Origin of the sequence: Vibrio sp. SCSIO 43086, assembly GCF_051132235.1 — a bacterium.
Taxonomy (GTDB): domain Bacteria; phylum Pseudomonadota; class Gammaproteobacteria; order Enterobacterales; family Vibrionaceae; genus Vibrio; species Vibrio diabolicus.
On the sequence record NZ_CP072677.1, the window covers coordinates 2,701,042 to 2,721,804 of the forward strand.

Annotated in this window: 17 protein-coding genes and 2 tRNA genes; 4 read left to right on the top strand and 15 right to left on the bottom strand. The window is 44.7% G+C overall.

The annotated features are described in order from the left end of the window. Positions 1-7 precede the first annotated feature (7 nt). The 9 genes from nusA to rlmE form a co-directional block, all read right to left on the bottom strand. A complete protein-coding gene (gene nusA / locus J8Z23_RS12805) occupies positions 8-1,495 on the bottom strand; it encodes a transcription termination factor NusA (protein WP_005380084.1) in 1,488 nt (495 codons plus the stop codon). A gap of 36 nt (positions 1,496-1,531) precedes the next feature. Next, positions 1,532-1,987 carry a ribosome maturation factor RimP gene (gene rimP, locus J8Z23_RS12810; protein ID WP_005394659.1) on the bottom strand — a complete coding sequence of 152 codons (456 nt, stop codon included), beginning with the start codon at positions 1,985-1,987 and terminating at the stop codon, positions 1,532-1,534. 226 nt (positions 1,988-2,213) lie between these two features. Further along, a tRNA-Met gene (locus J8Z23_RS12815) sits at positions 2,214-2,290 on the bottom strand. Positions 2,291-2,346: 56 nt separating this feature from the next. Continuing rightward, a tRNA-Leu gene (locus tag J8Z23_RS12820) sits at positions 2,347-2,430 on the bottom strand. Between the two features lie 16 nt (positions 2,431-2,446). Continuing rightward, positions 2,447-2,785, bottom strand: coding sequence for a preprotein translocase subunit SecG (gene secG, locus J8Z23_RS12825; protein ID WP_301659771.1), 339 nt, complete (start codon positions 2,783-2,785; stop codon positions 2,447-2,449). Positions 2,786-3,006: 221 nt separating this feature from the next. Next, positions 3,007-4,347 (bottom strand): phosphoglucosamine mutase, encoded by a 1,341-nt coding sequence (glmM, locus tag J8Z23_RS12830; protein WP_005394663.1) that lies wholly within the window; start codon positions 4,345-4,347, stop codon positions 3,007-3,009. A gap of 19 nt (positions 4,348-4,366) precedes the next feature. Further along, positions 4,367-5,197, bottom strand: a complete 831-nt coding sequence (gene folP / locus J8Z23_RS12835) for a dihydropteroate synthase (protein WP_301659787.1) — start codon at positions 5,195-5,197, stop codon at positions 4,367-4,369. 52 nt (positions 5,198-5,249) lie between these two features. Next, entirely contained in the window at positions 5,250-7,223 is a 1,974-nt protein-coding gene (gene ftsH / locus J8Z23_RS12840; protein ID WP_253643845.1) for an ATP-dependent zinc metalloprotease FtsH, read from the bottom strand. A gap of 108 nt (positions 7,224-7,331) precedes the next feature. Then, positions 7,332-7,961, bottom strand: a complete 630-nt coding sequence (gene rlmE / locus J8Z23_RS12845) for a 23S rRNA (uridine(2552)-2'-O)-methyltransferase RlmE (RefSeq protein WP_005388985.1) — start codon at positions 7,959-7,961, stop codon at positions 7,332-7,334. A 138-nt stretch (positions 7,962-8,099) separates the two neighbouring features. On the opposite strand from rlmE, the gene yhbY reads away from it, so the two are divergent. Further along, complete coding sequence (gene yhbY, locus J8Z23_RS12850) at positions 8,100-8,396, top strand: ribosome assembly RNA-binding protein YhbY (RefSeq protein ID WP_005380066.1); 297 nt, start codon at positions 8,100-8,102, stop codon at positions 8,394-8,396. 83 nt (positions 8,397-8,479) lie between these two features. Here the strand turns inward: yhbY and greA are convergent, their stop codons facing one another. Further along, on the bottom strand, positions 8,480-8,953 hold the full coding sequence (gene greA / locus J8Z23_RS12855; protein WP_005380065.1) for a transcription elongation factor GreA: 474 nt from the start codon (positions 8,951-8,953) through the stop codon (positions 8,480-8,482). A gap of 545 nt (positions 8,954-9,498) precedes the next feature. Here greA and J8Z23_RS12860 point away from each other — a divergent pair. Together J8Z23_RS12860 and dacB are read left to right on the top strand one after the other, a co-directional pair. Next, the gene (locus tag J8Z23_RS12860) at positions 9,499-10,533 is read left to right on the top strand and encodes a porin (protein ID WP_258644632.1); all 1,035 of its coding nucleotides are present in this window, start codon (positions 9,499-9,501) and stop codon (positions 10,531-10,533) included. Positions 10,534-10,719: 186 nt separating this feature from the next. Next, the gene (gene dacB, locus J8Z23_RS12865) at positions 10,720-12,141 is read left to right on the top strand and encodes a serine-type D-Ala-D-Ala carboxypeptidase (RefSeq protein WP_104969760.1); all 1,422 of its coding nucleotides are present in this window, start codon (positions 10,720-10,722) and stop codon (positions 12,139-12,141) included. On the opposite strand, the gene J8Z23_RS12870 is transcribed toward dacB, so the two are convergent. Beyond that, entirely contained in the window at positions 12,120-12,965 is an 846-nt protein-coding gene (locus J8Z23_RS12870; protein WP_203343389.1) for a magnesium transporter, read from the bottom strand. The two genes, dacB and J8Z23_RS12870, sit on opposite strands and share 22 nt — an antisense overlap. A gap of 418 nt (positions 12,966-13,383) precedes the next feature. Continuing rightward, the gene (gene tyrS, locus J8Z23_RS12875; protein ID WP_065645535.1) at positions 13,384-14,571 is read right to left on the bottom strand and encodes a tyrosine--tRNA ligase; all 1,188 of its coding nucleotides are present in this window, start codon (positions 14,569-14,571) and stop codon (positions 13,384-13,386) included. 130 nt (positions 14,572-14,701) lie between these two features. Here tyrS and J8Z23_RS12880 point away from each other — a divergent pair, with 130 nt between their 5' ends. Continuing rightward, positions 14,702-15,994 carry a peptidoglycan DD-metalloendopeptidase family protein gene (locus tag J8Z23_RS12880; RefSeq protein ID WP_046875053.1) on the top strand — a complete coding sequence of 431 codons (1,293 nt, stop codon included), beginning with the start codon at positions 14,702-14,704 and terminating at the stop codon, positions 15,992-15,994. Positions 15,995-16,059: 65 nt separating this feature from the next. Here the strand turns inward: J8Z23_RS12880 and vmeK are convergent, their stop codons facing one another. From vmeK to erpA, 3 genes are all read right to left on the bottom strand, one after another. Continuing rightward, positions 16,060-19,164, bottom strand: a complete 3,105-nt coding sequence (gene vmeK / locus J8Z23_RS12885; RefSeq protein WP_434633802.1) for a multidrug efflux RND transporter permease subunit VmeK — start codon at positions 19,162-19,164, stop codon at positions 16,060-16,062. Between the two features lie 9 nt (positions 19,165-19,173). After that, positions 19,174-20,292, bottom strand: a complete 1,119-nt coding sequence (locus tag J8Z23_RS12890) for an efflux RND transporter periplasmic adaptor subunit (RefSeq protein ID WP_046875055.1) — start codon at positions 20,290-20,292, stop codon at positions 19,174-19,176. 105 nt (positions 20,293-20,397) lie between these two features. Further along, positions 20,398-20,739, bottom strand: coding sequence for an iron-sulfur cluster insertion protein ErpA (gene erpA / locus J8Z23_RS12895; RefSeq protein ID WP_005380031.1), 342 nt, complete (start codon positions 20,737-20,739; stop codon positions 20,398-20,400). Between the last annotated feature and the right edge of the window lie 24 nt (positions 20,740-20,763).

Here is a 20,763-nt window from a genome sequence, read left to right on the forward strand (position 1 = left end):
CCGAAAATTATGCTTCTTCGCCGAACCAACAGATGTTACGTGCGGCCATAATTAGCTCACCTGCACGTTCTTCGGTCAGGCCTTCGATACCTTCTAAATCGTCAATACCTTGGTCAGCAAGATCTTCCAGTGTCGCTACACCTTTCGCTGCCAATTTAAATGCCATCTCACGCTCAAGACCTTCAAGTGCAAGCAGATCTTCAGCCGGTTCTAGACCTTCAAAAGACTCTTCTTGTGCTAGTGCGATCGTCGTTAGTGCATCTTTTGCACGTCCACGAAGCTCTTCGATTAGTTCTTCATTCAAACCATCGATTTCTAGTAGCTCGTTAACTGGCACGTATGCGATTTCTTCTAGCGTTGAGAAACCTTCTTCAACAAGAAGTTGAGCGAAGTCTTCTTCAATATCTAGGTACTTCATGAAGTTTTCAATAGATGCTTGTGATTCTTCAGCGTGTTTCTTCTGAAGATCAGCAACTGTCATAACATTCAGTTCCCAACCTGTTAGTTGAGATGCTAGACGCACGTTTTGACCATTACGACCGATAGCTTGCGCTAGGTTGTCAGCTTCAACTGCGATGTCCATTGAGTGTGCATCCTCATCAACGATGATAGAAGCAACATCAGCTGGCGCCATTGCGTTGATAACGAATTGAGCTGGGTTATCATCCCAAAGCACAATATCGATACGCTCACCACCAAGTTCGCCAGAAACAGCTTGTACACGTGCACCACGCATACCAACACACGCACCTACAGGGTCGATACGTTTGTCATTTGTTTTGACAGCGATCTTAGCGCGAGAACCAGGATCACGTGCCGCGCCTTTCAACTCGATAATATCTTCAGCGATTTCAGGCACTTCAACACGGAATAGTTCTGCCAGCATTTCAGGCTTAGAACGAGTGATGAACAGTTGGAAACCACGTGCTTCTGGCGCGACTTTGTAAAGAAGACCACGAACGCGGTCGCCTGGACGGAAGTTTTCACGAGGAAGTTGGTCATCACGTAGGATTACCGCTTCAGCGTTGTTACCAAGGTCAAGTACGATTGTGTCGCGGTTTACTTTTTTCACAACGCCAGTGATTAGATCACCTTCATTGTCGATGAACTGCTCAACGATTTGTGCACGTTCAGCTTCACGAACTTTTTGTACGATAACTTGCTTAGCCGTTTGAGTCGTAATACGGTCAAACGTTACTGATTCGATTTCGTCTTCTACGTAGTCGCCAAGTTCGATTGAGTCATCTTCGTACTGTGCTGCTTCTAATGAGATCTCTTTTGTAGGGTTCTCAACATCATCAACAACTAACCAACGACGGTAAGTCACAAACTCACCAGTTTTACGGTCAATGGCAACACGTACGTCGATTTCGATTTCGTATTTTTTCTTTGTAGAAGTTGCTAGAGCAATCTCAAGAGCCTCAAAGATACGCTCACGAGGTACCGCTTTTTCGTTCGATACCGCTTCTGCTACCGCTAAAATTTCTTTACTCATTGTATTTAGCCTCTAAGCTTAAACTTTTTTAGGGAACTAAAATTTAGGGATCAGGTTAGCTTTGGAAATGTTACTTAGAGCAAACTCTTCTTGCTGACCGTCTACAGTAATTGTCACTGTTTCGCCATCAACGCCGTGGATAATACCTTTCCACTTACGACGGTTTGCTACAGCCATTTTCAATACGATGCTGACCTCGTGACCAATAAATTGCTCGTAATGTGCTGCTTTAAAAAGTGGTCTTTCTAAACCTGGAGAAGACACTTCTAGGCTGTAAGCAACAGAAATTGGATCTTCAACGTCTAAAACCGCACTAACTTGGTGGCTAACTTCTGCACAGTCGTCCACGTTAATACCATTTTCATGGTCAATGTAGATGCGTAACGTTGAGTGCGCGCCTGCACGAATGAATTCTAATCCAACCAACTCATAGCCTGATGCCTCTACTGGTGCTTCAAGCATTTCAGTAAGTTGTCTTTCTAAACCAGTCATTTAACCACTCCAGAAACAAAAAAAGGGCTCAGAGCCCAATCAAAAAACCAAGCAGTCTCTGAGCTATTTCAAAAAGCTCAGATAACAAAAAACCCCGATAGTCGGGGTTTTATGCTGCTGGACCCTGATACGTTAAGAATAGCCAACAAATGCTTCTCTTAACTCGTAGTGTGGTTAGCACTACGCAAACTTGCCAATCTACGATTTCTTCTTATAAGAAAGAGATTGGTTGCGGGGGCCGGATTTGAACCGACGACCTTCGGGTTATGAGCCCGACGAGCTACCAAGCTGCTCCACCCCGCGTCCGACTTGCTGAGCATTATACTCGCAAACAAGTGATTTACAAGTTTGTAAATACATGGTGCCGAGAGAGGGACTCGAACCCTCACACCTAAGGCACTAGCACCTCATGCTAGCGTGTCTACCAATTTCACCATCTCGGCATCAAAACCTTACAGCTTATTGAGGAATTTCATCACCCGCAGGGGCTGGAACTTCACTCGCTGCATCCTTAACTTGTTCAACACCTGGTTGACCTAATGTTGGGTCTACCCATTGTGATTCAGTCTGGTGCGTAGACATACGACCAAGCAACAAGCTAACGATAAAGAATACGGTTGCTAAAATAGCAGTTGTTCGGGTTAAGAAATTACCTGAGCCGCCAGCACCAAACACTGTGTTTGAAGCACCAGCACCGAACGAGGCTCCCATATCTGCGCCTTTACCTTGTTGAATCAACACAAGGCCAATCACACCAAGCGCTGCCAACAGGTAAATCACAAGTAGAACTGAAAACATTTTTTCCACCTATGTTCCAAATTGTTGAGCCAGCGCCGTTCAAGAGAATAAATCATAATTGAACAAGGCTAGCGACCTCCTAACGGGAGGCGGAGCAATACTAGCGAAAGCCGGTAACGCTGACAAGGGAAAATTAGTAAAAAATCAATGCCAATGCGCTAAGCGCTCAAAAAAAGGGCAAAAGATGCCCTTTTCATTCACCGCACACTTTAACGCAATGATTAACAACTTGCTTTTACAGCTTCGGCAATTTTCAATGCAGAGCTTTGAACTAGCTCGCCATCCTCACCTTCCACCATAACGCGAATCAAAGGCTCTGTGCCAGATTTACGCAGCAATACACGTCCTTTATCACCCAGCGTAGCTTCTACTTCGGCGACGGCGTTTAGTACTGCTTGAGCTTCAAGAGGATTACTTTCCCCTGCAAAGCGGACATTTTCTAGAACCTGAGGATACAACGTCATGCCTTGCGATAGCTCATGCAAAGACATATCACTGCCAACTACAGAAGCAAGTACTTGCAGTGCTGCAACAATCGCATCGCCCGTGGTGACTTTATCTAATAAGATCACATGGCCTGAGTTTTCAGCACCAATTTTCCAGCCTTTTTCTAGCAGCTGTTCCATGACATAACGGTCACCAACAGCGGCACGTACGAATGGAATGCCTAGCTGCTTTAAGCCATTTTCCATGCCCAAGTTAGTCATCAACGTACCAACTACACCACCCTTTAGCTCACCACGACGAAGAGCATCACGAGCAATAATGTAAGCAATTTGGTCGCCATCGACTTTGTTGCCAAGGTGGTCGACCATAATGATACGGTCACCATCACCATCAAATGCGAGGCCAAGGTGCGCTTGCTCTTCAACGACACGCTTTTGAAGCGCACGAACATCTGTTGCACCCACTTCTTCATTGATGTTGATGCCGTTAGGCTCTACGCCCATTGCAATAACTTCTGCGCCAAGCTCTTTGAAGACATTTGGAGCAATGTGGTACGTTGCACCGTGCGCACAATCTACCACGATTTTAAAGTTTGCAAGACTCAATTCAGATGGGAAAGTACTCTTACAGAATTCGATGTAACGGCCAGCAGCGTCATTTAGACGAGTGGCTTTACCAAGTTCTGCAGACTCAACACATTCAATGTCTTTATCCAGTTCAGCTTCAATCGCCAACTCTATATCGTCAGGTAGCTTAGTACCTTCAGAAGAAAAGAATTTAATGCCGTTGTCGTAATATGGGTTATGCGATGCAGAAATCACAATCCCCGCCTCTGCGCGGAAAGTTTGAGTTAAATATGCCACTGCTGGAGTTGGCATTGGACCAGTAAATGTTGCTTTAAGTCCCGCTGCCGCAAGGCCTGCTTCTAATGCAGATTCAAGCATATAACCGGAGATACGCGTATCTTTACCTATAATAACTTTCTTTGTGCCTTGTTTTGCTAGTACACGACCAGCAGCCCAGCCAAGCTTAAGTACGAAGTCCGGAGTGATTGGGTATTGTCCTACTTTACCGCGCACACCGTCAGTACCAAAGTAACGTCTTTTATTCGACATAAACTTTCCTTTATTATTTTTAAATATTGTTTTTCGTCATCTCAACAACTTTCATTGCTTCGATTGTCTCTTCAAAGTCATGCACACGAATGATCTGCGCGCCTTTCATTGCTGCAATCGTAGCGCAAACGACACTCGCATTTGTACATTCAGCCGCTGGCTTATCCAACAATTTAAAAATCATTGACTTACGAGACATGCCAGCCAAAATTGGCAGGCCGTATTCATGAAACTTTTCAAGATGAGCGAGCATATGATAATTGTGTTCTATCGTTTTGCCAAAGCCAAACCCAGGATCGAGAATCAGTTGAGATTTATCAATCCCTGCTGCTTGACATGCCGCGATACGTTCTTCTAGAAAGGCAGATACGTCGCTCATCACATCATCATAATGAGGTGCAACTTGCATGGTTCTAGGTTGACCTTTCATATGCATCAGACAAATTGGAAGCTTTGCTTCTGCTGCGACTTCGAGAGCACCAGGTTCTTGCAAAGATCGAATGTCATTGATCAAATCTGCACCAGCATCAATAGCTTGACGCATAACTTCCGCTTTACTGGTATCGACCGAAATCCACACATCGTACTTTTCACGAATGGCCTTGATTACTGGAACAACACGTCGAAGTTCTTCTTCTAAAGACACATCTGGTGCGCCAGGCCTTGTCGACTCCCCACCAACATCAACAATGCTTACACCAGCCTTTATCATTTTATCAACTTGAGCAAGGGCGAGTTCAATCGAGTTGTATTTACCACCATCCGAAAAGGAATCCGGAGTCACATTTAGAATGGCCATAACATGTGGACGGGAAAGATCTAAAAATTTGTTATTTGCTGTAATCATCATCATAAACACAAAAACCCCGAGATAACTCGGGGTTTATTATTATCAACACTCTTTATTCAGAGTCTTTCTTTTCAGGCGCTTCGCTAGAAGTCGCTTCTGGAGAGCTAGACTTTTCTGCATCTTTCGCAGCGTCCGTTGCTTCTTCTTTAACTTCTGGCTTTGCTTGAGGCTTCTCGTTGTCTTCAGGTTTGCTAGTTGAGTTATCACTCCAGCCCGCAGGCTCACGAATTTCAGCTTTGCGCTCCATCAAGTCATCAATCTGGCGAGCATCAATGGTTTCATACTTCATCAGCGCATCTTTCATCGCATGCATGATATCCATGTTCTCTTGAAGAATCTTCTTCGCACGATCGTAGTTGCGGTCAATGATCTGACGAACTTCATCATCAATCAACTTCGCTGTATCGTCAGACACATGTTTAGTCTGAGTTACACTACGTCCTAAGAACACTTCGCCTTCATCTTCTGCATACAGCAGAGGACCAAGCTTTTCAGAGAAACCCCATTGAGTAACCATCTTACGAGCAATATCAGTTGCACGTTCAATATCGTTTGACGCGCCTGTTGAGACTTTATCAGCACCGTAGATGAGTTCTTCCGCTAGACGACCACCGTACAAGCTAGAGATCATAGACTCTAGATGCTGGCGAGACATGCTGACACGGTCTTGCTCCGGTAGGTACATAGTCACACCCAACGCGCGACCGCGTGGAATGATCGACACTTTGTACACTGGATCGTGCTCAGGTACTAAACGACCAACAATTGCGTGACCTGCTTCGTGATAAGCCGTTGACTCTTTTGTCTCTTCAGACATCACCATTGAACGGCGCTCGGCACCCATCATGATTTTGTCTTTCGCTAATTCGAATTCAACCATAGAAACGTTACGCTTGTTACCACGCGCAGCAAATAGCGCCGCTTCGTTGACTAGGTTTGCTAAATCAGCACCAGAGAAGCCTGGTGTACCACGAGCGATTAGAGAAGGCTCTACGTCACCTGCTAGAGGGACTTTACGCATGTGTACTTTTAGAATCTGCTCACGACCACGTACATCTGGCAATCCAACCACTACTTGGCGGTCAAAACGACCAGGACGTAGCAACGCTGGGTCAAGAACGTCTGGACGGTTAGTTGCAGCGATTACGATGATACCTTCGTTACCTTCGAAACCATCCATCTCTACTAGCATTTGGTTTAGTGTTTGCTCACGTTCATCGTGACCACCACCAACACCAGCACCACGCTGACGACCTACCGCATCGATTTCATCGATGAAGATAATACAAGGCGCTGCTTTCTTAGCTTGTTCGAACATGTCACGTACACGAGATGCACCGACACCCACAAACATTTCTACGAAATCTGAACCCGAGATGGTAAAAAATGGTACTTTTGCTTCACCAGCAATGGCTTTCGCTAGAAGCGTTTTACCCGTACCAGGAGGACCAACCATTAACACACCAGTAGGAATCTTACCGCCCAGTTTTTGGAAGCGGCTTGGATCACGCAAGTAGTCCACCAGCTCTTTCACGTCTTCTTTTGCTTCGTCACAACCAGCGACGTCAGCAAAAGTTGTCTTGATTTGTTCTTCGCTCATCATTCGAGCTTTGCTCTTACCAAAAGACATGGCGCCTTTACCGCCGCCGCCTTGCATTTGACGCATGAAGAAAATCCATACACCAATCAGTAAGATCATTGGGAACCAAGAAATGAAAATAGTACCAAGCAAGCTTTGCTCTTCTGGAGGCGTGCCCTGTACTTTCACGTTTTGGTTAATTAGGTCATCTAGAAGCTTTTGGTCATACACTGGCATGTAAGTGACCATTTTGGCACCGCCGCCACGACGAACAAAGCTAATTTCACCGTCTTTAAAAGTTGCTTCTTGAATCTGGCCTTGGCCAACTTCCTGTACAAACGTGGTGTAATCCACGGTTCTGCCATTGCTTTCTCCAGGGCCAAAGCTCTGGAATACCGACATCAATACGACGGCGATAACAAGCCACAGAATTAAATTTTTTGCCATGTCACTCAAGGTGTAAGCCTCTCGATAACTAATTGTAATTAAAGGTAGGGTACTACAGTTCATTCACTGTAGCTATAGTGTTAACACGCTCTCAAGAGAGCAAAATGGTTAACCTTTGTAACCAGTGGCTACAACAAAGACTTCTCGAGAGCGAGCTCGCGATGAGTCTGGTTTTCTAATTTTTACGGCTTTAAACATGTCTCGGACTTCTTTCACATACTGATCGAAGCCTTCCCCCTGGAAAACCTTTACGACAAAGCTACCATTAGGCGCTAGAACTTGTCGACACATATCTAAAGCCAATTCAACTAAATACATAGCACGAGGTTGGTCAACAGAGTTATTTCCCGCAATATTAGGTGCCATGTCAGACATTACTACGTCTACCATTGAAGGTTGGATTCTTTCTAGCAAAGCTTCCAATACTGCATCATCGCGAAAGTCGCCTTGTAAAAAGCTGACACCTGCAATCGGGTCCATAGGAAGCAAATCACACGCAATGATCTGACCACTGTCTCCTACTATCTTAGCAGCATATTGAGACCACCCGCCCGGTGCCGCACCCAAATCGACGACTGTCATCCCAGGCTTTAACAATTTATCTTTCGTTTGAATCTCATCGATCTTGAAATAAGCACGTGAGCGATAGCCTTTTTTACGAGCCTCATTCGCGTATTTATCATCAAAGTGTTCTTTCAACCAACGACCAGAACTAGCCGAATGTTTTTGTTTACTCATTTTAATCCCAACAAGGCGCAAATTGGAGCTATTGTTTTAATAGGCGCTACCTATTACTCAATAAATTATAGTCTTCAGCAATAGATGGCGTTAAAATAGCTTTTTTCAACCCTTATTTTAAAGAAAATTGGCCGCGTAATGAACCTAAGCACCAAACAAAAGCAGCACCTTAAAGGCCTAGCTCACAGTTTAAAACCTGTCGTGCTAATGGGCGCAAATGGACTTACAGAAGCCGTGCTAGCAGAAATTGAAATCGCTCTTAACCATCACGAACTGATCAAAGTAAAAGTTGCTTCAGAAGATCGTGAAACAAAACAGCTAATCATCGACGCTATCGTACGTGAGACGGGCGCAGAAAAAGTTCAGACTATTGGTAAAGTGCTTGTGCTGTACCGCCAGTCTGAAGAGCGTAAAATCGAAATCCCTCGTAAGTAATTCTACTTACGTTGCTGAAGAAAAAAGGTCGCCATTGGCGACCTTTTTGCGTTTTATTGGAGTAACATACTACTCTCAACGACTTAGATGTACTCTACTCGGTCGATTTCGAAGTCTTTCGCGCCACCCGGAGTTTGAATAGCAACCTCATCGCCTTCCATCTTACCGATCAAGCCACGAGCAATTGGTGAGCTTACTGAAATACGGCCAGCTTTAATGTCTGCTTCGTCATCACCAACAATTTGGTATGTTTTTTCTTCTTCGGTGTCGATGTCAATCAAGGTTACGGTTGAACCAAAAATAACTTTACCCGTGTTCTCCATCTTCGTTACATCAATTACTTGAGCAACTGACAGTTTGTATTCAATGTCACGGATTTGTGCTTCACAGATACCCTGCTCTTCTCGAGCGGCGTGATATTCTGCGTTCTCTTTTAAATCACCTAACTCACGAGCTTCAGCGATTGCCTCTGAAATTTGAGGACGTAGTTTAAGTAGACGATCGAGTTCTGCACGTAGCTTTTGCTCGCCACGTAATGTCATTGGAACTTTTTCCATTTTATAACCTCAAGCCCAAATGGGTCTTTGGACAAAAAAAAGCCCACCCTGCCATAGGGCTGGGTAGTGCGCTTAAAGATGTATTTCATTTAGTGTAAACAAACTCCCGGACGAAATCATCTTAATTCGAAAGGCTGTAAGACTATGCATTTTCGGCATAATGATATAAGTCACTTTTAGAACGATTCTAGAGTGCATCACTGTCGCAATTTGTTGAAAAACAACACTGTTCATTACACCAAAAACATCAAAAAAGATAAAAACTAATCAATGTCAGACGAATGTTATGGCCACAAAATATCATTTAAAACAAAAAGTTAAATCAAAAACCAGAACAATCGAACAGTGTTCATCGATACGATTTATATCATTTTACTAACTCATACGGAAACTTTAGCAGTAAAACATGTCCAGCGAGTTGTTAGATCAAAGGCTTACAAGGGCGAATTATACCGCTTACTGGCCGATTATAGACCAACAACTTGTGAGAGATTACCTCTCCCCCATACAACAATGATTATGGACAGCTAACTAGGACAAATAAGATGAAAAAGACTCTAATTGCTCTTTCTGTATCTGCAGCAGCTATGGCAACTGGCGTAAACGCAGCTGAACTTTACAACCAAGACGGCACTTCTCTAGAAATGGGCGGCCGTGCTGAAGCACGTCTATCTATGAAAGATGGCGACGCTCAAGACAAATCTCGCATCCGTCTAAACTTCCTTGGTAAACAAGAGATCAATGACAACCTATACGGTGTTGGTTTCTGGGAAGGTGAATTTGAGACTGCTCAAAACGGTACTGTAGACGGCGACGACAAGAGCGATCTAGAAACTCGTCTTGCTTACGCTGGTCTTGGTGGTGCTTACGGTGAGTTCGCATACGGTAAAACTGAAGGTGCACTAGGCGTTATCACTGACTTCACAGATATCATGGCTTACCACGGTAACTCTGCAGCAGACAAACTAGCTGTAGCAGACCGTACAGACAACATGATGGCTTACAAAGGTCAATTCGAAAACCTAAGTGTTAAAGCAAGCTACCGCTTCGCTGACCGTACAGAGCTAAAAGCAGACGGTACTCCTGCTGGTGAAAACGATCGCGTTGATCACTACTCAGACAACAAACAAGACGGCTACTCTCTATCTGCAATCTACGCAGTAGCAGACACAGGTCTTGAGCTAGGTGCTGGTTACGCAGACCAAGACGAAGCTAACGAATACATGCTAGCTGCATCTTACACTATGGGTGACCTATACTTCGCTGGTATCTTCACTGACGGTGAAAAAGCGAAAACTGAAGGTGACTACACTGGTTACGAACTAGCTGGTGCTTACACTCTAGGTCAAACAGTATTCACAACAACGTACAACAACGCAGAAACTAACAACGAAACTTCTGCTAACAACTTCGCTATTGATGCATCTTACTACTTCAAGCCTAACTTCCGTGGTTACGTTTCATACAACTTCAACCTAATCGACTCTGGCGATAAACTAGGTAAAGTTGGTGGCAACACTACAGCATCTAAAGCTGATGCAGAAGACGAGCTAGCTCTAGGTCTACGTTACGACTTCTAATTCCGGTCTTTGACTAGAATATCGAATGCCCGCTTCAAGCGGGCATTTTTTATACTCCATTTTAAGCCGCGCGCCTTTCTCTCATGTCTCATTCCTGATGACATATAAAGCATTTCTTTAGTTACCTAGCATATTGAAAGGACTTGCGTATACTCAATCACATAACTCACCTTAGAAAGTATCATTATGCGTTTACGTTGGCCCTTGCTCATATTCTCTTCATTACTTTCTGCTTTTTCACAAGCGTACCCTCATCAAGAAGTGTTGCCGGAAGGCTCTCGCATCAGTTTAGTCGCAGAAAAACTCAGTGAGAATGCTGAACTTGACGGTGTTCATCCTACCGAACAACTGTTCCCACCAGCCAGTACATTAAAAATCGTCACAGCATTAGCGGCAAAGTTAGAGCTAGGTGATAACTTCCGCTTTCGAACCAAGCTAGAAGCGTCAAGCTCAGACGCAGTGATTTACTTTGTCGGCGATCCAACGCTCCAAACCAACGATTTAAAATCACTTCTTACCCTAGCCAAGAAAAATGGCTTAAAACGTATTGACGGTGACTTATGGCTCGATAACAGCGCATTCACTGGTTACAACCGTGCAGTGGGCTGGCCGTGGGATATCTTGGGAGTTTGCTACAGCGCTCCGGCATCGACCATCACACTCAATAACAACTGTGTGCAGGCTTCTATCTATACGCAAAAAGACGGTGGGACTCGAGTCTACGTACCTGAGCATCAACCTATTCGTGTAACAAGTACTGTCGAGACCGTTTCTAAAACGATTAAGAAAAGTCGTCATTGCGATTTAGGCTTAGTCGCAAACCCTGATAACAACTACAAGCTAACTGGATGCTTAGTTGAGAGGGAGAAACCATTGCCACTTAAATTTGCCATTCAAGATCCTGAACTTTATACCAGCCATAGATTGGCAGCTTTGCTTAAGCAGCTCAATATTGAGTTATCAGGAAAGATTAGGATCGGTTCGGCTCCGGAAAAACAGCGCAAGCTAATCGCCATGCATCAATCAGAGGCATTACCAGACATTCTGGAAGAGATGCTTAAAAACTCTGATAACTTGATTGCAGATACATTAACCAAAACACTTGGCGCTAAGTTTTTTGTTCAGTCAGGTAGCTTTGCCAACGGTACAGAGGCGATCAAGCAGATCATTTTCGCCAACACTGGTATTGATATTCGTAATGCGCGCCTGGAAGACGGCTCAGGACTTTCGCGAAACAACCGTATTTCCGCCACCAAAATGGCGGAAATTCTTCGTTATATTTGGAAGCACGAAGACGAGCTTAAACTGATCGCCATCATGCCGAAGTCAGGTGAGTCAGGCACACTAAAGTACCGACAAAGTATGCGAAAGTTGCCAATTAAAGGACAATTGATCGCCAAAAGCGGCTCCCTCTACGGAACTTACAACATGGCCGGATATGGCTTGGATAAAAATGGTCAACCTAATACCGTTTTTGTTCAGTTTGTTTCAGACTACTTCCCAGAAAAAAGGGACGATAACAAACCTGTCATCGCCCCTATTACACATTTTGAGCAGCTTTTTTACAATGATATTGTGAACTTTAGTCAGGCAATACCTAAGAAATAGTTCACCACGTTAAAGTATATCCACATCCCTGAAATATCGACGATAGATGCAAGCACTGGACTCACCAATACCGCTGGGTCCATCTTGCAAGCTCGTGCAATAATTGGTAGCAGCCCACCTAATGTTGTAGAAATCGTTACTTGGATGAATAACGCAACCGCTATTGCCAATGCAATATCGGTAAGTTCAAAGCCCCCTGTTGATTGACCGGCACTAAATAACATAATGCGTCCAATCATCACGATAGCGATCGCTAACGCAATAAATAGAGCAACGCGGCTCTCTTTCCACAAAACTTCTAACCATTGGCGTTTTTTTAGCTCTCCAGTTGCAAGAGCACGAATCACCAAAGTTGCAGCTTGTGTTCCTGTATTGCCACCAGCCGCAGCGATCACAGGCATGTACACCGCAAGCAAAACGAGCTGGCTAAGGGTGTCCTCATACTGAGCAATGATCAAACCCGACACAATCCCTAAAAGGGCCAGTGCAATGATCCACCCAATACGCTGCTTCACGTGCCCCAAAACACTAGTCGATAAATAACCATCAGGTGTATCAACTTCAGACATATGCAAACCCAATTGGTGAGCATAATGACGTGCGCGTTTGTCATGGCCTGCTTGCTCAAGTTGAGCAATAAGACTATTCACATAACCGACAGAGCAATGCTGCAAAATACCTACCGCCTCATCGATCGGCATGATCGTAAGCAAATGGATTTGTTGCTCTTGCTCATACTGCAAAAATGCATTGCGAGCTGCACCAATTTCTACTTCAGAAAAGTTTGGTGTTGTTTCAATAAAAGTGTTGTTCATTACCGTCATGGCGAATCTCCCGATTGGCATTGGTAACGACCATCGACAAGGCACGCAAAGTCAATCTTGCATACTTAAAGTCACACAACAATTAAGATGCACAGAGAAAACCAATGCGGATGCACTGTCTATTCAGAATGTATGAAGGAAATAACGAGAAGAAAATTAGAAAAGATGCCTCACCACTTAGGTAAGGCGGAGATCGCCAATACCGAAGCGGGTTATTTCGCTCCCTTGCTCTTACTCACCCAACGACTGGGAGGATGGTCGGTATTGTTCATGTAAATCTCCGATAACGCTGCCATTATTGGCAGCGAGAGTATAGTAGCAAAGTTAAACATGTTTGGAAGTTTTACTTTGTCTTTTTCGCTAAATTTTTATACAAAAAAAGCGCCCATCAGGCGCTTTCATTTGCAGCGATTATTGATTACTGAATAGTAATACGTGCAAATTTACGTTTGCCTACTTGGAACACGTAAGTACCCGCTGCTGGAGCAAATTTGCTGTCCGCAATTTTTTCACCATCTATCTTCACAGCGCCCTGCTTAACCATACGCATCGCATCTGACGATGATGGGCATAAGCCAGCCTCTTTCAACAGATTGCTCACTGGGCGACCTGCATCAAAATCAAATTCTGGCATTTCATCAGGAATTTGGTTCTTCGCAAAACGGTTTACGAATTCTTGCTCTGCCGCATCTGCATCAGCTTCACTGTGGAAACGAGCAATAATTTCTTTTGCTAGCAATACTTTGATGTCACGAGGGTTTTTGCCCGCTTCTACATCAGCTTTGAATTGAGCAATCTCTTCCAGAGGACGGAAAGATAGCAGCTCGTAGTAGCTCCACATTAGGTCATCAGAAATAGACATGATTTTACCAAACATTTCGCTTGGCGCTTCGCTGATACCGATGTAGTTATTTGCTGACTTAGACATCTTCTTCTCGCCATCAAGGCCCACTAGAAGAGGCATCATCAGAACAACCTGTGGTTTTTGACCGTGAGACTTTTGCAGTTCACGACCCATTAGCAGGTTGAACTTCTGGTCAGTACCACCAAGCTCAACGTCAGTTTCCATTGCTACTGAGTCCCAACCTTGTAGAAGTGGGTACATGAATTCATGAATAGCAATTGGCTGACCACCCGCGTAACGCTTTTTAAAGTCATCACGTTCTAGCATACGAGCAACAGTTTGGTTTGCAGCAAGACGAATCATACCTTCTGCACCAAGCTCAGATAACCACTCAGAGTTGAACTGAATCTTAGTTTTTGCAGGGTCTAGAATTTTGAATACCTGCTCTTTGTAAGTTTCTGCATTACGCAATACGTCTTCGCGGCTTAGCGGTGGACGTGTTGTGTTTTTACCTGTTGGGTCACCAACCATTGCAGTGAAGTCACCAATTAGGAACGTCACCTCATGACCTAGCTCTTGGAACAAGCGAAGCTTATTGAAAATAACCGTATGACCTAGGTGAATATCTGGAGCCGTAGGATCCGCACCCAATTTAATACGTAGAGGACGGTCTTCTTTTAGTTTTGCGATAAGCTCTTCTTCTGGAATCAGCTCTTCAACACCGCGCTTAATCTCGGCTAGTGCAGCTTCAATGCTCGCCATTCTTGTTCACTCCCACAGATTTGGCAAAAATATAATAGCTGAACATATTACTTGAATAGCGATGCATTTTGAAACACGTTAGACTAGGTAGTTGTGAATTTTTCCGTTTAATTTAGCAATCAAGTACCTCATGCATTCGATTTTTGTCCGACTTCCACTCTTGCACAAAGTATTGATCGGTTTTTTTAGTGCGCTGATTATCTTCGCGCTCTTCTTTTTACCTGATCCGCAAGACCTAGACCCACAGCAGAGCCGATTAAAAGTTGGTCAACATTATCCTGTGCCAGTTTCCCTAGAACTCAGTGCACTAAACAGTTCGTCTCCAGCGTCCCCCGCTGTACTGCGTTGGGAAACGTACAAAGTGAAAAATGGTGAGAGTGCCGCCATCTTGTTTAGTCGCGTGGGGCTTTCTGCCCGTCTATTGCATGAGCTTGTCTCATCAGACAAAGAAGTGGAAAAGCAATTAACCCGACTTCGACCTGGCGATCGATTGCAATTCGGTTTTGATGAAAACAACGACTTAGTACAGTTAAGAAGAACATTAAGCGCATTCGAAACTTTTCGTATCACGTTAAAAGACGGCAAATACGTCTCAGAAGTCGATAAAAAAGAAGTCGACTTCCAGTACAACTACGCTGAAGCCACCATCAAATCAAACTTTTGGAATGCGGGAATATCTTCTGGATTAAATGGTAACCAAATCATGGAACTGGCTGGCATATTTGGTTGGGACATCGACTTTGCTTTAGATATTCGTAAAAACGACAGCTTCCGAGTGCTTTACCAAGAGGAAGTGGTAGAAGGTGAAGTAATCGGTCGTGGAAAAATCATTGCTGCGATCTTTAAAAACCAAGGCGATACCTTCACCGCAATACTGGATCAGAAAAGTGGCAAGTATTACGACGAAAATGGACGAGCAATGAAAAAAGCGTTCTTGCGCGCGCCGTTGGATTTCCGTCGAGTTTCGTCTAACTTCAACCCACGCCGCTTACACCCTGTAACGGGACGCGTTCGTCCTCATAGAGGCACGGACTATGCGGCACCAGTGGGCACCCCGATTTGGGCGGCTGGCGATGGTGTCGTTCAAAAATCGTCTTACAACAAATTTAATGGTAACTACGTTTTCATTAAACATAGCAATACTTACATTACCAAGTACCTGCACTTAACTAAACGTACAGTACGAGCGGGTCAACGCGTTAAACAAGGTCAAACCATTGGTACGCTTGGCGGAACAGGTCGTGTAACAGGCCCTCACTTGCACTATGAGTTCCTTGTGAATGGTGTCCACAAAAACCCGCGTACGGTGAATTTGCCACAGTCTAAATCCCTAACAGGCAAAGCGAGACAAACTTTCATGGCAAACGCAAAAATTAGCATGGACAAGCTTGAGCGCTACAGCAAACTGTTAGCAATGAAGTAAATTGATGCATTGAAAAGGGCAGCTCAGCTGCCCTTTTTGTTTCTTTAATATCATCACGATGAAGCTTACTTTTCGGAGTGATGCTCTCTCCCGAGCATGAGCAAGCATGGTGTCAGAACCAGTGTTAGCAAAGTCGCAAACGCCAATCCACCCGCGACAGCCGTCGCAAGTTGAGACCACCATTGAGTGCTTGGCGCGCCAAATTCCACTTTTTGGTTAACTAAGTCGATGTTCATTTCTAGCACCATTGGCAATAAGCCTAGTATGGTGGTCACCGTCGTGAGTAAAACGGGTCTTAAACGCTGCACACCTGTGCGCAAAATAGCCTCAGATTTTTCTAAACCACGTTTACGCATCTGATTATAAGTATCGATTAAAACAATATTGTTGTTTACCACGATACCAGCCAACGCAATCACTCCAATTCCCGACATAATGATACCAAATGGCTTTTGGAAAATAAGCAATCCAGCAAAGACCCCAACGGTAGAAAACAACACAGCACTGAGGATTAAGAAAGCTTGATAAAAGCTATTAAACTGCGTAATTAAAATCAGAGCCATCACACCAAGCGCGACAATAAAAGCATTTTGTAAGAATGCTGATGAGTTTTCCTGCTCTTCATTTTGACCCCGAATCTTATATTCAATGCCTTCCGGTAAGTCGAGCTGTTCCATTCCAGCGGCAATCTTAGGTAACTCAAGCGCCAAATTGTAACCTTCCACCATATCCGCTTTAATATTGATAACTCGATGACCGTCGACCCGACGAATAGTGTCTTGCTTATGATCTGGTTTGATTTGAGCAAAATTCGTAATCGGTACCAGACCAGCTGCCGTTTTCACTCTCAGTTGATCAAATCGACCTATGTCGCGCTTATCTTGCGGATAGCGCACCAAAATATCGACTTCTTCATCCGCATCATCAGGCAAATAATCGCCTATTTTCAAGCCGTTCGTAACAAACTGGACGGTATTCCCGACTAAGGTAGCATCCGCTGCAAAGCGAGAAGCGTCATCTCGCTGGATATCAATTTGCCAATCAATCCCTTCCTTATTAGTGGTATCACTCAAGTTGGTCAGTGCAGGATTACCATCAGCCCAATGTCGTACTTTTTTGGCTGCTTCATCTAACGCACTAACACTCAAATTTCGTGATGACACTTCAATCACGAGATCATGCTCGACAGGCGGCCCTGCGTCCGGGAATTTATACTCAAGTTCAACACCATAAAAGCGGTCTGTCGTCTCTTTTAGTTCCTCAATAATGGTTTTCACTTTGCGTCGATACTGCCAATCCACAGGCGTTATTTGAATCTGGCCAATCTCGTCCCCATTATCGCTCGATCCTGTGCGCGTGTAGACACTTTCAAACTCGTCATGACCGAGCATCACCTTCTCGATTTCGCGCATAACAACATCTTTTTCGTGAATAGACAGGTCACCATAAGAACGAACTTTAACGGTAAAAAAGGCAGGGTCCACCTCAGGGAAAAACTCTGCACCCAAGCCAGCTTTGTTGTAAGTGAAGCCGACACCTGCCGCTAGCAGTATCGCGCTGAGTAAGACTTTCCATGGATGACGAATCGCTACAGACAGAGTCTGGAAATAAAGCTTGGTAATGCCTGTCGCTTTTTCAAAGTTGCCGTTATGCAGCTCAACCATTTCTCGCTGAGCTTTCTGATTGACTACTTGAGGCTTGCCAATGATCCCACCGATGACAGGAACGAACAGCAACGCCATCATCAGCGAAGCGGCCAAGGTAGCAATTAAAGTAAGTGGTAAGTACTTCATGAACTCACCTGTGATGTCTGGCCAGAAAAGTAACGGAGCAAACGCAGCCAATGTGGTTGCAGTGGATGCGGTAATTGGCCATGCCATCCGCTTTGCTGCATCTCGATAGGCTTCTTTACGTGGCGTACCTTCTTGCATGCGCCTGTCAGCAAACTCTGTCACCACAATGGCACCATCCACCAACATGCCCACCGCCATAATTAAGGCAAACAGTACGACGATATTGACCGTCAACCCAAATACCGATAACACCAACAACCCAGTCAAGAACGATCCCGGAATAGAAATACCTACGAGAAGCGCGGTCCTAACCCCCAATATAGCAATAATGACGATCACGACGAGGATAATTGCGGATAAGATATTGTTTTGTAGATCACTGAGCATCAATTTGACATCGTCGGATTGATCCCAAGTGTATTTGACTTGCAAATTGTCGGGCCAATCGGCTCGTTGTTGTCCCTGAGCCAGTACTTCTTTTACCAGCTCGACCGTTTCAATGATGTTTTCCCCTGCCCGTTTTTTTACGTCCAAAACGATGGCAGATTCACCATCTAAACGAGCAAAACTTTCAGGATCGCGAAATGCACGTCGTACTGTCGCCACATCGCCAAAGGTGATCACCTCTTTGCTATTCACTTTGATTGGCAGTTCAAGCACATCTTTCAGTGAATCAAACACCGATGGGACTTTTACCGAAAAGCGTCCATACCCAGTATCGACAAATCCCGCTGCAACCACTCGGTTATTCAAGGCGATTAAATTATAAATATCCGCTTGATCGAGACCGTAGCTTTCCATCAATAGCGGATCGACAACTATTTCCACGATATCTTCGCGATCCCCTGCGATTTCAACCTCAAGAACCTGACGGAAACTCTCCAAACGATCACGTAGCGTTCTGGCAATCTGTACAATGGTCCGCTCTGGTACTGTGCCATATAGAACAACAGTCAAAACAGGCTCTTCAGATGCAAACGTGACTTCATTTACCGTTGGCTCATCACTGTCCTCTGGTAATTTTGGCTTCGCAAGGTCAACGGCGTCTCGGACATCTGCCATCGCTTTATCAAGATCCACTCCAACACTAAATTCCAGCGTCACCGAAGCATGACCTTCTGATGCCACAGAGGTCATCTCTTTTACGCCTTCAATAGAGCGCAACTCTTGCTCTATTGGGCGAACTAATAAACGCTCGGCATCGACGGGAGAAATGCCTTGATGCCCAACAGAAACGTAGATAATAGGAATGGTAATATCAGGGCTCGATTCCTTGGGGATTGTGACGTAAGTAATGACACCGGCAATTAAAATCATCACTAATAATGTCAGCATGGTGCGAGCGCGGGATAACGCAGCATCAATCAGAGTGTACATAAGTGCTCCTTACTGCTCACTAGCCGCTTCAACAACTACGTCATCAACTTTATTGGCCAGCACCTGATCGCCATCGCGTACAAACCCTTGCCCCAGCACGATAATATCGGCTCGTTCTCCTAACCCAGAGAGCCAAACGCCATCATCTTCGGCCTTAACGAGCTGAATCGGAACAAATTCAACATGCTCATTACGCAGTGTTTTAACACCTAAATTACCTTCTTCATCGAGTGCTAGCATTGCAGCCGTAATCTTTACCGCTAACACTTCACTCAACGGCAGCTGTACTTCAGCGCTCATACCGGCCGGAATTCTTGCATCTTGGTTATCAATTTCGATTTCAATTGGAAAGGTGTTAGTAGAAGCAGAAGAAACACGCCCAATGTAGCGTACCCGACCTTGATAATGCTGTTGGTTAATGGTTCTTACATCGGCTTGTAGGCCTTCCTTAAGGTATTGTATATGCCGCTCACTGACATCGGCTTCAATCACCAAAGTGTCCAAATCAATGACCGTCGCAATAGGATCGCCAATCCCTACAAAGTCGCCTAACTCAACAAAGTGGTGATCAACAATGCCATCGAATGGTGCTTTCACCTCGGTATTTCTTAATGCCGTTTGCACGTTACTCAAATTCGCTCGAGCATCCACCAATGCCGCTTGTGCTGTCGCAAACGCAACTTCGCCCTGTAGTCCGCGACTTTTTAGCGATTTAGCTGCATTAAACTCTTTCTCTTTAACCAACAGCATCGCCTGAGCCCGCTTGAGCTGAATACCAAGATCGCGCTTGTCGATGCTTGCGATCACTTGCCCCTGCTTGACTGTTTGACCTTTTTCTATATTGAGGCTGACTATTTTACCGGCGACTTCAGCGCCAAGGCGCGCTTGACGATTGGGGGCAGTCCGTCCATACAGTTCGATGGTTTTACTTGTGGGTTCAGCAATAAAGGTGTCGAACATCACCTTTGCAAGTGGCGTGGTGTTCGTTGAAGAGGATGAAGAATTGAGATTATCATCTTGTGCTTTCAGTTGACCGATTGCCAACCATGCAACAAGAAGCAATATGAGGATAAGAGATACTAGCCACGGGCGCTCGACAATGCGACGTCCGAAAGACGATCCAGACATATAAAGTCCTTTTTATTATTTCTCTGCATATTCTGCGAGAGCGACTTTACGTGACATCCTTCTACGTAAAGTTCAGGCAGCCACTGGCTGCCTGATTGGTGTTAATTACACACTGAACGATGCACCACAACCACATGTTGTCGTTGCATTTGGGTTGTTTACAAAGAAGCGCGCTCCTTCTAACCCTTCTGTGTAGTCAACAATGCCGCCAACGAGATATTGCAGACTCATAGGGTCTACAACCAGTGTTACACCACTGTTTACGATTGTCGTATCGCCTTCGTTTACATTTTCATCAAAAGTAAAGCCGTATTGGAAGCCGCTACAGCCGCCACCAGTAATGTATACGCGCAGTTTCAATGCTGGGTTTTCTTCTTCAGCAATCAATGCTTTAACGCGAGATGCTGCTGCGTCAGAAAAAGATAATGGTACGTTTACTTCGCTCACGAAGACCTCTCTCACTCGTGTAAT